The following is a 14,620-nucleotide window of genomic DNA, read 5'->3' on the forward strand; positions in this document are numbered from 1 at the left end:
AATATCAACCATGTAGAGCGAGAACCTAGACCGAAGAATGAAGACCTACCCTAAAGATCAAAAAAAGGCTGTCGGCAAGAAACTGAGAAGTTGGAGCTAAGTGTTGGCCATTTCTTTTAGTTTCTAGCTGGCAGTCGGCAGCTAGAAGGGCACTTCCGATTTAGCGGAGACTAGGGGTTGAAGTTCCATTTTTATGAAATCTCTTTAGAAGCAGTACAGCGGTTCTACCAGAATAGGATTTGAAGCAACTCACAATAGATTTCCCCCATTTTAGAAAAAGGTTCTAAAGCAATTGCTGAGATCCGTCTTGGCATCGACGATATTAAATTAATTCACGTCGCCCCAAGATCTCCGGAGAGGTAGCGCTCCTTAGGACAACTTTACCTCCCCGAATGTTGAGATCCTAGCCTAACTATCTTGCCATGTCACCCATGGACCCAATGAAGCTATGGACATTTGGTCAAGGTGACACACTTTGTCGCTTTTTTCATGACTAACTTCTATAACTGTTACCAGCAACATTAAATTGACCCAGGATCGCCAATATTAAATTGACCCACCCCCGCCAGTAAGACTTGTCTGTGGAACATTCAAAACCACCCAGGTGCAATCAAATGCTTCAAGGGCAGGACATTAATGAATTTAATTGAATTAAGATCACAAGGACACAGCTATCACGAAATATCTAAACTTGCCGGTGTATCTAGGAATACTGTAGCTAAGTACGTTCGTGATGGAGCAATGTGCGAAACTAAACCACCTAGAGCCCCTTGGGGATCAAAACTTAGGTCCTCTATAAGGAGATGATTGATGGTTTTGTCAAAGACGGATTGATCAGTGCTCCAGCGATACTCTCTCGAATAGAACCTTTGGGCTATAGCTCTAAAGAAACGACGATCCGTAATTACGTAAAATCTATCAAACCAAATATTAAACCTCACGCCAAGGCGACCATTCGCTATGAAAGCAAACCGGGAGCTCAGATTCAACTTGATTGGGGACTCTTTGTTTATGACGATCACCGAGGAACAAGGAGAAACATCGCTGGACTTATGGTGACAATGGGTTATAGCTAAAGGGTCTATCTAGAGTTTGCCCTAACAGCTGACATCTATGGCTTTTCTACCTGTTTGCGCAGCGGCGACGACCAGACCTCAATGTCGCGGGAGATGTGGTCAGCAGTCGCCGCGGGCACTCCGGCTTGGTCCGCGAAGGTCGACCACTTGGAGACCGCTTCGAGGACCTGCTCGATGATATCAAAGGCACCGGGGACGGCGAAGCGATCGCCAACATCGCGGACGTCCGACCGCGTGATTCCAGTCGTACGACCGTTCACAGCCATCAAGTGCTGTCGGGTCCACTGGCTGTCCGGAGCGTGCGCGTAAGTGATGTCGTAGGCTGGGGACAGACGCCACCTACCGCCTTGGGGCAGCAGGAACGAGAAGTTCTTGGTGTGGTCATCGCAATTGGCAACGGCGACGTTGAAGACCATTCTGCGGAAAGCCTCTGCACGCGCCTCTGGTCCAAGTCTCAATTGCTCGATGTGCAAAAACAACTGAGCGTAATCGTGGGCGCCAATTTGCCGGAAATCCAGGTGCGCCATTGCGCAGAGGGTTTGCACATGCACCTTCTCGCCTCCCGGAACGCGGTCGAAACGACGCGTCATGAAATGCGCCCGTCCGCCCTCTTCCAGCAGGCGGCATTCCATCATTTCAATACCAGCTACAGTAGCCATGAGGTAATAGCCGTATTCGATCCGGCCGAAGTGGCCGGATGCGCCTAGGTCAAGATCGGCACCGACGCCGTCCAGCTTCAAGATCCACTGCTCGAAGCCGGGATCGGCAGGAACCTGACCCGACCTCAACTCTCCCGTCTCGGAATTGAGCGCCACGACAGCCTTAGCCCTCGCACCGCCGGCAGAGGTGCCGACCGCGATTAGGTGCGAGATCGCATCCGTCAACCCGTCCTTGGACGTGATCCGCTCAGAGAGTGCGATGCGAGCGGCCACGACCAGTTCAGACAATTCTATCGCTGTCGCCTTGCGAGTGCGTGGACCCCGCAAGGGACGGAACTCCAGGGCACCGATCCCACGCGTTCCAAGGTACGCCAGCCGGTCCAGCGCGGTGATCTGCCCGGCCGTCAAACCCTCATTCGCCAGGTAGGCGGTCGTCAGAGCGTTGCCGAAGTCGTCCGGTAACGAGTCGGCTACCATCGATGGAAGTCGATGGTAAGTGTTGGGAGACAGCGTCGGGAAGAGGAAAAACTGCGCCGGCCCCGTGGTCGGCATCGTCATAGGTGCCAGCTCAACACCGCTGTTCGCCCAAGCTCGCTCGTACTCGAAAACGTAGAACCCCGACCGTTCGTCCAGCGCCACTGCGCCAACACGGGAGCCCCAGCACCGGACCTCTATTACGTCGACCGGCTGGTACGGCATCAGGGGACCCAACTCGGTTGCGGATCGGTCGAGCGCGCCCGGACACGCGTCCGCGGCGAATTCCGCTTGGCCCGCAGCATCTGGATCGGGGATACGGTCACGGGCGGAACCAGTGCTTCGATCCAATCTGTGCGATCCAGGGCCCGAACCACGGCCACCACCGTCTTAAGCGACGACCCTTTGCCACGCTCCAAATTAGAGAGCGCGCCCACCGAGACGTTCGCCAACTCCGCTAGGCGCGTCTGATCGAGGTCGTTCGCGATCCGCATGGCCCTGACCTGCTCGCCGACAAGGGTCTCCCACTCCTCGATCGTACGATAACTACGATTAACTACCATAATCCTCCATATTAGTGATGATCTAGCTCTTTATACATAGAATAGTACATGTTATACAGTTATCTAAAGGTAGTACTAACCACCAGAAACATATGTGTTAGAGCGAAATCAAAATAACACACATAGATTTATCTGTGTTACAAGGGTACAATCTGCAAAGAAGTAGTGATCGTTCCGATAGTCCTGAACCCCCACCTAGTTCGTCCTACTCTTCGAATCCTTTTGAGTTGTACAAAACACCTTGAACAGCGCTCCCGCGCGTTTAGCCCCGTGTCCAAGGTACAACTTTATCGGATAATCTTCTCCGAACTACATCAACTCTAGAAGACAATTTCACAACTCAGGAATCAACTATTTCGCCTGGTATTTTCGGGCCCAGACTGCAGCTACTTTGCCTTACTTGGCATTAAGTGCGGAACTTAAAATCCAAAAGGGACAAAGATCCAATTATACAATTGCCTCTTAAATCGGCTTGCGCATAAAGGCTGTGCGCGGTGAAACAGGGCGCGTGAGAAGCACTTTCGAGACAGTGACAGTCAAGCCACTTCACGTATTTCCTCAGAATGTCTTTGCTTTGCCGCCATTGCGTGGCTAACCCTGAACCTCCCCGCCCTCACGGACGGGGCTTCTGGCCTCGTCTGTTTGGTTGGGGTTCCCTGACATCGCTCCCATCACGCCACCGGGACCGACTGGTCTGGTGCTAATGAATTGGTACTGGTAGATGAGTTCGCTAGTTTCGGCTTGCCTGTCTGAGATATCTCAGACAAGGCCCGGTTCTGGGCACTACTTCGGGCTCTGGCCTTAGGGCACTGCACCTTTTGGTGTGTCTTGCGTTGATTGAGTGACCAATGTTTTTCAGCTCGAAGATACGTGACTAAGATTGTTGTATCTAGTCCAATTGGAGAGCACTCTGCGTATATCGCCTTCTGGAGAATGTTTATTGCTCCTAGGGCGTCTCGATGACAGCTGAACCCACAGATAGGGCTCTCGCATCGGTAGTGCCGACCTGATGGTCGCTTGCGTCTTAAGCACGCAGGGCAAGTTTGGCTAGAGTATGACTCGTTTAGGGGTTGTATCTCTAAGTTAGTTTTCTAATTGAGGTATTGCTCTTGAGGGCCTCTTGACCACTGGGATAGTTGCTGGCGACCGTGGCGACCCATGGATCGTTTGGCTTTACTATGTTTTTCTATCCCTCTTACGTCACCAACTATGAGTGTGGCGGTGTTGTGGTTAATGACGTGATTGGCCGGCTTTTTGGACACCTGATGGTCAAAGTCACAAAGTGATGATTTTGTCTTCCCTAGGTGTCAAGGGAGTTGACTTTCCTCTTCGCAGTTACCAGTCTTATATACTTCTTTGATCCAGGGCAGGTTTGCACCGGCTGATCTTGTGTTGGCTGATCTTGCGCTGGCTGATCTTATGTTGGCTGATCTTGTGCTGGCTGATCTTGCGCTGGCTGATCTTGCGCTGGCTGATCTTGCGCTGGCTGATCTTGTGCTGGCTGATCTTGCGCTGGCTGATCTTGTGCTGGCTGATCTTGTGGTGGAGCTTGCCTATGACCTTAGTTTCTTTGGCGCTTGATAGCTCGGGCTTCGCGACCATTAATGATTGTCACATCGATGGTTTTGTCATCTACCCAAGTGACTAGTGCCATAGGGTTGATGATTTTCTCGTCTATAGCGGTGGTGGCATCTCCACTAGAGGCTTCACGCACCGTCTCATAAGGGATATGGAGTCCGAAATGCTTTGTGGGGGAACCACTTTTGGTCACCCTCATAGTCTGTAGTGTCTTGTGGTGGAGCACCATTAGAGAAAGTGAAGTAGTACGGTGAGAAAGTACGGTGAGAAAGTACATAGAAAACCAGAAACTCCCAAGAGGTAAATCAGGGAGACCAAGAAAGGATGGGGTCGCTTGACCCCTCCCTTACCGGAAGGGGTACGGAAGGGGATTGCGCTCCCGTTAGTTCAATCGTCACTGAAGGCAAATGAGAAAGATTGACCAAGATCTCATCACGGACCTAGCCATCTTCGCGAATAGAACCTTCAACGGACATGAGTCTCGCAACCTTGTCCATAAAAGTTTCCAAAGGGTTATATGCGCCCTTACCCTGCTTCTACCACGCACCATGTCAAACAATACGTTAAGTTTCAATTGGGGAGATTTAAATGGAGGTTGCCAAGTCAATGAGAGTCTTGGTATGTAACAAAAAACCAGAACCTACCCATATAGACGTTGGAATTTGGGCGAGAATCGGACCTTACTTCAGATAATTCAACTTACTCAATACCGCTTGATTGCTAAGCCATTTGTCCGGTCTGTACATCGAAATACTTAAAGCTAACGTTCGGCCTAAGAAGAACTAGTTACCCTAAATGTTAGAGCAACTAGACCAGAGACTTTTGAAGGATTCATAACCTGGAATGCAGCTTTTTCCTCAATCCATGAGACCAAAGTGCCGCTTGCATCTATAATCATGGCGACAATTCCATATACACCATCCAACAGCGGAAGGCTTTCAAAATACAGTTCAAAGACTCCGTCGCCGTCAATGTCATATCCCGGCAAATCCAAATCCTTGGTATTGCCAGCAAAGATGGTCTCTCCTTGAGGGGACAAAAATTGAATTGTCAGACTCACATCTCCTATTGGTCTCTGTGTGTGATACGCAACATGAACGTTCAGCGAGTCGTGGGGGGAGATGTGATCATTCTCTTGGCCTACACCGCTAAAGCACTTAAGTGCGGTAACTGTGACCGCCTGTTCGACCACCAATGCAGTAGGATCAATTTGGGCAGTTGAAGATTCGTCACCAATTAATGATCCTCCTACTCCACCACGGCCCAGAGAGTCTCTAAGGGCGGCAATTGCTTCGCTAGGCTCTCCTCGACCAATCAATGATCCGTGGTCCAGGACGTATGCCGATTGACAAACAGTTCGAACCAAATCAGGAGAGTGTGAAACAAAAACAATCGTTCGCCCCTCTCGCTGAAAAAGCTTTATTCTTTCGATACACTTTCTCTGGAAATTCTCATCGCCAACTGCTAAAACCTCGTCGACTAAAAGCACATCGGGATCCACATTCACTGCAACGGCAAACCCCAAGCGGGCGTACATTCCAGAAGAATAGTGCTTCACCTGATTGTCAATAAATTTGCCCAACTCCGAGAATTCGACAATCTCATCAAAACGTCCTTCGACCTCTTTGACCGGAAGGCCTAACAAGGTAGCCGAGAGGAAAATATTGTCACGCCCTGTAAGTTCTTGATGAAAGCCAGCTCCAATCTCTAACATCGCTGAGACCCGACCCTTAATCCTGATCTCACCCTTGGTGGGCTGCAAGATGCCAGCCATAGTCTTGAGTAGGGTTGACTTTCCGGAACCATTGTGCCCTAGCAGGCCAACTGTCGAACCTTCCTCGATATTGAAGGTGACATCCCTAAGTGCGTAAAACTCCTGATATGGATTTTTACCGGCGTGAATTACTCGCTCCTTCAGCGATGTGTACTTCTCCGAATAAAGTCGAAAGATCTTAGTCACACCATCGATCTCAATAGCATTAGCCAAGAGTTACAACTCCTCTGCGAAATTACCTTCCATGCGCCCAAAAACTCGAAGCGCAAGGAAGAATAGGACTACTGAGACTGCGACAACTATTCCAAGTTGTCCGGCATACCAAAGTTCAGAATTAGCGGGCAAGATTGGCACCGGGAGATGATTTGCTCCAAGAGGCGATATCTGTGCATATAGAGTTCGCTGGAAGGTCAATATTATCGCAGTCATTGGATTGACAAAAAACGCCCAAAGTATATTGTGTCGGCCAAGAAGCGTTGCTACCAGATGGTAGGGATACACAATTGGAGTAGCCCAAAACCAAGCCATAAGTACAATCTCCATTAGGTGCTGGGTATCACGATAATAGACATTCAATGCCGACAAAAAGATGGCAATTGCGCTAGTCAAAATAACCAATGCGACAATAGCCACCAAGAGCAACGGCAGAAAGCTTATTGCTGGAGCATCTCTAGCAATCACAAGGGCGATGATCAAAACAATCGATTGCAAAAAGAAAAACACTAGCGCAGAACCAACCGATGCTAGCGGCAATACCTCGCGAGGAAATGAAACTTTTTTGACAATTCCAGCATTGCCAACCACCGATGTGGTCGCACCCATGAGTGCGGCTTGAAAGAAGTTCCAAACCACCAATCCACACAGCAAAAAGATTGCAAATTGTGGAATTCCGCTACCAAGGACTAACTGGAAAACCACATAATAGATAATCAAGGTCAAAGCTGGATTGAGCATTGACCACACAAAGCCAAGAACGCTATTTTTATACTTGACTGAAAGCTCTTTGCGAATCAACGATAACAGCAATGGCCGATATTCCCAAAGGTTTATCAGGCGCTGTCCAATGCCAACATCAGGAGAAACCACATGGAGTTTCTCACGCCCCATGCGGATCGCCACACCATCAGGTTTCTCATCGTGTGAGCTAAATTGTTCGATCAATGCCCTCTCCTAGATTGCGCCTACTTTTGGACGCGCTCGAGTCTGGATACTACTTTGTTGTAAATTTCGCCGACGATGACCGAGTGATTACCTGATCAATAAAGCCGTATTCCTTGGCCGCATCTGCTGTAAACCAACGATCCCGCTCAGAATCCCTTTGAATCGTCTCAAGGGTCTGACCCGTATGCATCGCAATTCTTTCTGCCAACATCTTCTTCATGTATCCGATTTGCTCTGCCTGAATCGCGATATCAGCCGCTTGGCCTTGCATCTGCGCTGAAGGCTGATGCATCATAATTCGCGAATGAGGAAGTGCATAACGCTTGCCTGGAGTTCCCGCGCAAAGCAAAAACTGCCCCATGGAAGCCGCCAGTCCGACACATATTGTAGCTACATCACAATTGATGTACTGCATAGTGTCGTAGATACCTAGACCATCGGTAACCGAACCGCCCGGTGAATTGATATAAAGGGCAATATCCTTCTCGGGATCCTCCGCTTCAAGTAATAAAAGTTGCGCACAAATCGCATTTGCCATTGCTTGATCTACAACACTGCCAAGAAAGATAATTCTTTCTCCCAACAACCGCTGGAAAATATCTGAACCCGACTCCAGTCGTGTTGGATCGCCTGCCATCATAAAACCGCTCACTCCACCACCAAGACCTTGAATGTAATCTGCCATAGCATCCACGCTAATAGTTTGTAAAAGATTTAAACCGAATTTCATGTAACCTGTTCTATCAATAAGCGGTTGATGGATTTTAAATAACAAGATTAAACCCTTCAATCAAAATAGGGATCACGAAATGCTCGATGGCGCTATTGTATAATATCGGTCATTAATTACAAAGTGATCGCAACTTAGCAATGCGGGCGTGGCGAAATAGGCAGACGCGCTAGATTTAGGTTCTAGTGCCGAGAGGCGTGGGAGTTCGAGTCTCCCCGCCCGCACACTGATAATTGATATAAAAATGGTCAATATATAAATCTCCCTAACGCCTATCGTTTCAAATATCAGCCCTACAAGCTAGACCACCCTCCCCAACATATCGACGCTTCACCCCCAAGGTAGTTAGACTTCGGCTACGCTACGAAACAAGCTCGCAGCCAAAACTCTCCTAAATTACAATATCCAACTAAAATTTCATGTGGCCATGAAAGCAAAGACAACCGATCTGCAATTTATCAAAGTAACCACAAACGCCTAAAGTAAGCAGTCAAAACGTCGGTTCCAATCAACATCAGTTCAAAACCAAAACTGCTGTTGAGACTCCTACGTCATCCGAGTCTGTAGCCCCTCGTATTCAATCGCCCGATAGGGTGAGCCTAAATCTTACTAAATCAGACCACCCAAATAAACCATTCAAACCCTACTCATGAGAACAGGGGCTCATGGGAACAGGGGCTCATGGGAACTAATAACAGAGCTAGCAGGAGGAACTGAGCCACACCCAAATTCTGGCCTATGAGAACGAAGTCGAGACCGTACCTTCTACGATATAACGCCTCACCAAAGCCCATAAAGCACAAATAGGAGTCTCTCTAACTTTCACTGACCACTCTCTCAGAAGACGTCGGCGCCCATTTGGGTAATATTTTGAGTGTGGCCGAAAGAGCGTCATTTCAAAGATACAGGCAAAAAGCTATTGCCTTAGACAAACATCAAGTGGTGGCTACATTCCCAGAGGATACGAACGGTCCACTATTTTGAGCCCCCGTGCTGTTAGAGGAACCTTTACCAGAACTGCCAACGCCAAAATGGACACTACCCTTTCCACCTAACACTAAAACTTCCCTAGCCATACCGTTTTGCGAAATAACAGTAGCGTAGGTCTTAGTCTTACCAACCAGAGAAGTTGAAACTTGGGATTCGCTTGAAGATCCAAATCCGGTCGAAGAAGAGATTGCTAAGGTAACCGTCGTTGAATCACGATGCTGAATCGTTATCGACGAAGATGAAATCTTCGTAACGCGGCCACGATCAACCTCGGTAGTAACAACCCCCGTTCCGCTCCTGTATCTCTCCAGCGACGCATGTTCAAGACCCAACAACAGGGAAACCTTTGAAGTTTGCGACGTTGCTTGGCCAGAAGCAGAAGATAAACCTGGCTTTGTCTTGGGTCCTGTGATACGTTCTACGATGCCATTGCTTGAAATCACCGCGACATGCACAGTAATTGAGCCAGAAAGATCTAGGGCCAGCTGACTTTGTGACGTATTTACAAAGGCGGTCGACGAAGTCAAAGTCAAAGTCAATTTCGTCGAATCCGCACGTGTCAGAGTAAGAGAAGTCGGGCTGATCACATTTAGCACCCCTTTATCGAAAGCGTAATTCACCACACCAGCGCCTTTTGGGTCCACCGTAAAGTCAGCATGATCCACCCCTCGAAGCAGCGCCACATTAGCCTGTCCCCTCGCTATTGGTTTCGCACCTCCGGTCGCTCCCGCTCCATTCGAAGTTCCAACTTTCAACTTATTCGAAGGCGGGACCGAAATTGCTACCTCAGCCGAACTATTGGACGTACTTAGTAGAAAAGAACCGCCAGCCACCGCCCCCGCAGCACCCAATGCCGCCAAAAGCCAAGCAACTTTAACTTTTACCTTCATCAAATCCTCCTCTAAAAAGACCCCTCGAAATCACAAGGCTAAATTTCGTTACCTAATGAGAAGATCTTCATAGGAAGTTGTTAGGAAGTTATTAGGAACAAGATCTATTAAAATTGAAAAGAGACTACGTGGTTAGGAATCCACTTATACAACGATATTGAGCCAGTCTGGTAAATCAATTTGGCACCCAGCGTCTGAACCACGGAAAACTTGGTTGGCGAAGACACACCGAGAGTTAGAGAGTTAGGGCTCCCAGATGTAAATACAAAAAAGACGATGGGTGCTTTTATCAATATGGGTGCTGTTGAAAGATCTGAATTGAGATATTGGTGGTCAGCCAAACGACCCAGTAACATTGGATCTCCAATGACCTGAGCGCGGTATGGAATCCTCAGGACCACCTGATCCATCGCCGCTCGATCGATCCCTGACAATGGAAATGCCGGACTCGATAAGGTCGTAAGTATAAAATAGCCAAAAGAAACGACGATTGAAACTGCAACTACGATCATCACCAGCGACTGTAACCGCCTATTTACTTTAGAAATTGCCCGAACAGCTCTTACGGTCGAGGCGCAAAATAAGATTGTGGCGCTATAACCTATTGCTGGCTCAATGGCCACGCTGGTATTGGTGAACACCATGGCTCCAACCACGGTAAAGATCAGAGATATCGGCCCTAAAAACCCTAAAATACCTAACATGCCACCCGCAGAGGCGACGTACAAGATTTGAGTAAGATTAGCTCTAAAGATTGAGGCTATACCAGACCAACTAGAAAGCAGCCTTCCAATGCCAGGGACTAATCCCGAATTTCCAAGTACCGCCAAAGAGGGTGCATAGGTCGTAAGAAAATGTGAATAGTTGATTCCAGCGTCAAATCCTCCCATCGTCAGGATCACTAGCCATCCAACGCCAACAGCTCCTTCTACGACTCCCTCAATACGATTTGAGATTCCTAGGGTAAGTGCCCGCGAGACACCAACAACGGCCAAAACAATCGCTCCGAATATACCCGTCAAGCAGCTACCTAGAATGGCTATGGATCGAAGCGGAAGTTTTGTAGCCGATGCTGGGCGAAGCAGAATAATGGCAAAGAAGATTGCGAATACCCATTCGAAGTTGAAGTCACCCAGAATTGCCAGGTAATAAAACGGGTTCATCAAAACGAGCATTAAAACGATGGCTTCGTTTCTAAGCGAAATCTCCTCAGACTTTGACGAGGTGCGAAGAAAATCAACCGAATAGCTCAACGTCAAAAAATTCGTCCCAAAAAGCAAAAGGACATATAAGCCACCAAGTACGAGTGGGCTACGAAAAAACACTCCAATTGCCGAAAGGCCAAAGAATGTAAAGTCGCCGGTCAGTCGCAAAAAGGGCGCGCCACCATAACTAGGACCCAAGTTAAAATGGCCCTGGGCAAAGTAAGAAAATGCTTGATAATAAGTTGGGAAAGAAACCCCCAGAGAAGAGGCGCTCACCCGCCTAGAGATGACATAATAAGCCAAGACGCCCTGTAATACCAGGAGTACGCGTCCTAAAACGATCAGACTATCGTTTGACTTTTTGCTCATCTTTTGATTCACTAAAAAGACACTACCTAGCCTCGCTAGCATAAACGACGAATAACTAAATATCTACTCTTATCCGTGACCCATATCTGAGTAAGAGACCTCGATTCTCATAGATAATTTACCGAGAGCGCCAAAAACAGAAAAGAAATTAAACACCGACCAATGACAAGTCAGATCAGAAACCTTTGGCCACTCCATTAAGCCCCGGAAATCGCATTGGATTTAGACCATCAATCACCGAGCCTATAGCTCCTCCTGGCCACATCAAAATGACAATCCTACATAATGGAAGAAAGCACATCTTCTTCAATGATAGCCCCGTCCACCATCCTGAATGAACGCACCTGGGGAGGTTGCATCTTTAGAGATACGATGAGGTAGTGCCAATTCGGATCTGGTGCCAGACGGAGATCGGTAGGCGACGGGAAAGCCTCGGAACTTGTATGAGAGTGATACACTCCGATGATCTCGAACCCCTTAGTTTGCGCATCCCGATCCGCCTTTAAATAGTCGAGTGGATTCAGTTGATATAGGACTTCGGAATTTGCATCATTTCTCGTCCGATAAACTTCATAGACATCATCGTCGACCCCAGATATCAGTCCACATACCTCAATTGGAAAGTGAACCTCCGCATGGTCAATTATGCCATTTATAAGGCCAGATGAAATTTTCAGCACACCAAAAAGGCTAAGCTCTTTTTGATAAAGAAGGTGTCCCAATGAGCAAAAAGAAGTCCTCTGCTGTAGATCGAATATCAGCTGGCACTCGCAATATCGCACAAAACAAACGTGCTCGCCATGAATATGAGATACTCGAGGAGCTTGAGTGCGGGATCGAGCTCAAAGGTTCAGAGGTAAAGTCACTCAGGGAGGGCAAAGCGCAACTCCAGGATGCCTTCGGACGGATCATCACTGGTGAACTTTGGATCTTCCAGATGAATATCGCCAAATATGACTATTCAAATGGGTTCGGTCAATTCGACCCAACTAGACCAAGGAAGTTACTCGCTCATCGAGATGAGATCGATGAGCTCACAGGAAAGTTGCAACAAAAGTCCCTGACGTTAATTCCACTTTCGATGTACTTTCACGGTGGTCACGTAAAATTAAAGATTGGATTAGCTAAGGGTAAAAAGCTCTACGACAAGCGACGAGACCTTGCAGCAAAGGATGCAAAAAGAGATGCGGCGCGAGAGATGGTCTCACTTAGAAAAGGACGCTGACGCACCCTGTGGCCACAAAGTGACTAGCATCTAATTTGTAGTTAATCTACCAATCATGGGGGTGTCAGGCTTCGACTTTGGTGTTTGCGGTATGGGAAGCGAGTCGTGGTCTCCGGAGCCACGTTAAAGAGCCGGAAAAATAAATAAACGCCGAGCCTCAGCTCGCTCTCGCTGCCTAAATAAGCCAGCGACGTCCGACCATTTCGAACTCTTAGGGATGGTATCGGGCGAGATCAAATAGAGGTAAGCTGGTGATCATTCTGGAATCACCGGACAAAAATCAACAGAATAAGGATCAAGTGATACGCATCCGGTAACTTGATTTCGAACAAATACAGGGTGCTGCACTCGGAGAAGTCATACTAAGGAACTGAAGGACGCGGGTTCAATTCCCGCCACCTCCACTATCGGTTGCACCACTAGTTGCAGGAAAATATAACCTGAAACTAGTGGTGACACCAAGACAAAGACGGACAAAACGACAATCGGCGGCAAACCGCAGAGCGCAGAGCGCAGATGCATTTTGCATTCGAAATCCACTAAAATAGATCTCCGATCGCAACAATAAAAACCTATTAGGACCATTTGAAGCGAAAATGCCAATTCGATCTAGGTACACGACGTCCTTCCACACAAAAGCACTAACCGACCAGACTCTAAACCTACGGATCGCTGGGACTAATACAATTGATCCCACGCAACTGCTAACCTTAGCTACACTGTGAACCTCCCCGCCCTTACGGACGGGGCTTCTGGCTCCGCCGTTTGGTTGGGGTTACCAAGCATCGCTCCCGTCACGCCACCACGACCAACTGGTCTGGTACCGATGAATCGGTACTGGTGGATGAGTTTGCTAGCTTCGGCTTGCTAATCTGAGTTGCCTCAGACAAGGCCCGGTTCTGGGCACTACTTCGGGCTCTGGCCTTGCGGCACTGCACCTTGGGGTGTGCTTCACGTTGATCAAGTGACCAGCGCTCGACAGCCCGGAGATACGTGACTCGGACTTTTATGTCCGGTCCAATTGGAGTGTATTCCCCGCATAACGCCTTCTGGAGGATATTGATCGCTCCTACAGCGTCTCGATGACAAGTAAAACCACAAATAGGGTTCTTGCATCGGTAGGGCCGACCTGATGGTCGATTGCGTGTCAAGCACGCTGGACAGGTCTTGGTTGAACCTGATTCGTTCAGGAAATCTAGGTCTAATCCGGTCTTGTCTTTGAGGTAGCGTTCCTGTCGACCCCTTGACCACTGGGAGAGTTGTTGACGACCGTGGCGGCCCATGCGCCGCTTGGACTTGGTCTCCTTCTCAATACCCCTCACGTCACCAACTATAACTCTGGCGGTGTTGTGGCTAATGACGTGATTGGCCGCCTTGTTGGAAACCTGATGATCAAAGTCACGAAGCGATAGCTTTGCTTTGGAGTTGATCTTCTTCTTCGCAGTTACCAGCCTTTTATGCTTCTTAGATCCATTCTTGCACTTGCTGATCTTGTGCTGTAGTTGACCGACGGCCTTGTTTCTTTGTCGTTTGATAGCTGGAGCTTCGCGTCCATTGATAATCGTTACGTCTATGGTCTTGTCATCTACCCAAGTAGCTAGCGCCATAGAGTTGATGATTCCTTCGTCGATGGCACTCAAAGCATCACCCACCGAGACTTCTCGGAGAGTCTCATAAGGGATATGCAGACTGAATCGTCTTTTATCTCGATCCCAGCACAGTTGAATCTCACCCCATAGCCCAGGGTCAACCTCTTCGCCAGTTGCAGAATCTAAAACGGTGGGAATAGAAAGATCTATACGCGGACGGCCCCTACCTAGTGACAGGTGGAGTTGACCTTTGGAGATACGCCAGCCAGAGTTCTTCGAGAACGATAGAGGCCGGTAGTTCTTCTTACGCCAAGGAGATCGGATCTTCATACCCTGC

At 48.4% G+C, this 14,620-nt stretch carries 14 protein-coding genes, 1 tRNA gene and 1 other RNA gene; 5 read left to right on the top strand and 11 right to left on the bottom strand.

From position 1 onward, the window contains the following. Nucleotides 1-803: 803 nt before the first annotated feature. Nucleotides 804-1,076, top strand: a complete 273-nt coding sequence (locus ACIDITHRIX25_RS000000103745) for a hypothetical protein (protein WP_201733730.1) — start codon at nucleotides 804-806, stop codon at nucleotides 1,074-1,076. 35 nt (nucleotides 1,077-1,111) lie between these two features. Here ACIDITHRIX25_RS000000103745 and ACIDITHRIX25_RS000000103750 read toward each other — a convergent pair whose 3' ends face one another. The 3 genes from ACIDITHRIX25_RS000000103750 to ACIDITHRIX25_RS000000103760 all read right to left on the bottom strand — a co-directional run bounded on the left by ACIDITHRIX25_RS000000103750 (nucleotide 1,112) and on the right by ACIDITHRIX25_RS000000103760 (nucleotide 3,848). Continuing rightward, on the bottom strand, nucleotides 1,112-2,434 hold the full coding sequence (locus ACIDITHRIX25_RS000000103750) for a type II toxin-antitoxin system HipA family toxin (RefSeq protein ID WP_283770459.1): 1,323 nt from the start codon (nucleotides 2,432-2,434) through the stop codon (nucleotides 1,112-1,114). Continuing rightward, the gene (locus tag ACIDITHRIX25_RS000000103755) at nucleotides 2,434-2,772 is read right to left on the bottom strand and encodes a helix-turn-helix transcriptional regulator (RefSeq protein WP_052605433.1); all 339 of its coding nucleotides are present in this window, start codon (nucleotides 2,770-2,772) and stop codon (nucleotides 2,434-2,436) included. Before ACIDITHRIX25_RS000000103755 ends, ACIDITHRIX25_RS000000103750 begins: the two co-directional genes overlap by 1 nt. 671 nt (nucleotides 2,773-3,443) lie before the next feature. Further along, nucleotides 3,444-3,848 carry a zinc ribbon domain-containing protein gene (locus ACIDITHRIX25_RS000000103760; RefSeq protein WP_201733756.1) on the bottom strand — a complete coding sequence of 135 codons (405 nt, stop codon included), beginning with the start codon at nucleotides 3,846-3,848 and terminating at the stop codon, nucleotides 3,444-3,446. 280 nt (nucleotides 3,849-4,128) lie between these two features. Between ACIDITHRIX25_RS000000103760 and ACIDITHRIX25_RS000000103765 the strand changes: the two genes are divergently transcribed. After that, nucleotides 4,129-4,353, top strand: coding sequence for a hypothetical protein (locus tag ACIDITHRIX25_RS000000103765; RefSeq protein ID WP_201733732.1), 225 nt, complete (start codon nucleotides 4,129-4,131; stop codon nucleotides 4,351-4,353). Here the strand turns inward: ACIDITHRIX25_RS000000103765 and ACIDITHRIX25_RS000000103770 are convergent. From ACIDITHRIX25_RS000000103770 to ACIDITHRIX25_RS000000103785, 4 genes are all read right to left on the bottom strand, one after another. Next, entirely contained in the window at nucleotides 4,334-4,627 is a 294-nt protein-coding gene (locus tag ACIDITHRIX25_RS000000103770; protein ID WP_201733733.1) for a hypothetical protein, read from the bottom strand. The two genes, ACIDITHRIX25_RS000000103765 and ACIDITHRIX25_RS000000103770, sit on opposite strands and share 20 nt — an antisense overlap. 495 nt (nucleotides 4,628-5,122) lie before the next feature. Further along, nucleotides 5,123-6,337 (bottom strand): ABC transporter ATP-binding protein, encoded by a 1,215-nt coding sequence (locus tag ACIDITHRIX25_RS000000103775; RefSeq protein ID WP_052605435.1) that lies wholly within the window; start codon nucleotides 6,335-6,337, stop codon nucleotides 5,123-5,125. Nucleotides 6,338-6,340: 3 nt separating this feature from the next. Further along, entirely contained in the window at nucleotides 6,341-7,285 is a 945-nt protein-coding gene (locus tag ACIDITHRIX25_RS000000103780; protein WP_052605436.1) for an ABC transporter permease, read from the bottom strand. Between the two features lie 49 nt (nucleotides 7,286-7,334). Further along, nucleotides 7,335-7,925 (bottom strand): ATP-dependent Clp protease proteolytic subunit, encoded by a 591-nt coding sequence (locus ACIDITHRIX25_RS000000103785; protein ID WP_052605443.1) that lies wholly within the window; start codon nucleotides 7,923-7,925, stop codon nucleotides 7,335-7,337. 232 nt (nucleotides 7,926-8,157) lie between these two features. Between ACIDITHRIX25_RS000000103785 and ACIDITHRIX25_RS000000103790 the strand changes: the two genes are divergently transcribed. Next, nucleotides 8,158-8,239: transfer RNA gene (locus ACIDITHRIX25_RS000000103790), tRNA-Leu, on the top strand. Between the two features lie 711 nt (nucleotides 8,240-8,950). Here the strand turns inward: ACIDITHRIX25_RS000000103790 and ACIDITHRIX25_RS000000103795 are convergent. The 3 genes from ACIDITHRIX25_RS000000103795 to ACIDITHRIX25_RS000000103805 form a co-directional block, all read right to left on the bottom strand. Next, nucleotides 8,951-9,895 carry a hypothetical protein gene (locus tag ACIDITHRIX25_RS000000103795; RefSeq protein WP_201733734.1) on the bottom strand — a complete coding sequence of 315 codons (945 nt, stop codon included), beginning with the start codon at nucleotides 9,893-9,895 and terminating at the stop codon, nucleotides 8,951-8,953. Between the two features lie 107 nt (nucleotides 9,896-10,002). Next, nucleotides 10,003-11,469: a hypothetical protein gene (locus ACIDITHRIX25_RS000000103800; protein WP_201733735.1), complete on the bottom strand. Its 1,467-nt coding sequence runs from the start codon at nucleotides 11,467-11,469 to the stop codon at nucleotides 10,003-10,005. Between the two features lie 278 nt (nucleotides 11,470-11,747). Beyond that, on the bottom strand, nucleotides 11,748-12,149 hold the full coding sequence (locus ACIDITHRIX25_RS000000103805; RefSeq protein WP_213333505.1) for a M67 family metallopeptidase: 402 nt from the start codon (nucleotides 12,147-12,149) through the stop codon (nucleotides 11,748-11,750). Nucleotides 12,150-12,190: 41 nt separating this feature from the next. On the opposite strand from ACIDITHRIX25_RS000000103805, the gene smpB reads away from it, so the two are divergent. Both smpB and ssrA read left to right on the top strand, forming a co-directional pair. Continuing rightward, nucleotides 12,191-12,694 (top strand): SsrA-binding protein SmpB, encoded by a 504-nt coding sequence (gene smpB / locus ACIDITHRIX25_RS000000103810; protein ID WP_052605440.1) that lies wholly within the window; start codon nucleotides 12,191-12,193, stop codon nucleotides 12,692-12,694. A gap of 57 nt (nucleotides 12,695-12,751) precedes the next feature. Next, nucleotides 12,752-13,101: a transfer-messenger RNA gene (gene ssrA / locus ACIDITHRIX25_RS000000103815) on the top strand. Between the two features lie 387 nt (nucleotides 13,102-13,488). Here the strand turns inward: ssrA and ACIDITHRIX25_RS000000103820 are convergent. Then, nucleotides 13,489-14,613 carry a zinc ribbon domain-containing protein gene (locus tag ACIDITHRIX25_RS000000103820; protein ID WP_201732504.1) on the bottom strand — a complete coding sequence of 375 codons (1,125 nt, stop codon included), beginning with the start codon at nucleotides 14,611-14,613 and terminating at the stop codon, nucleotides 13,489-13,491. Nucleotides 14,614-14,620: the final 7 nt, after the last annotated feature.

This window comes from Acidithrix sp. C25 (assembly GCF_904848545.2).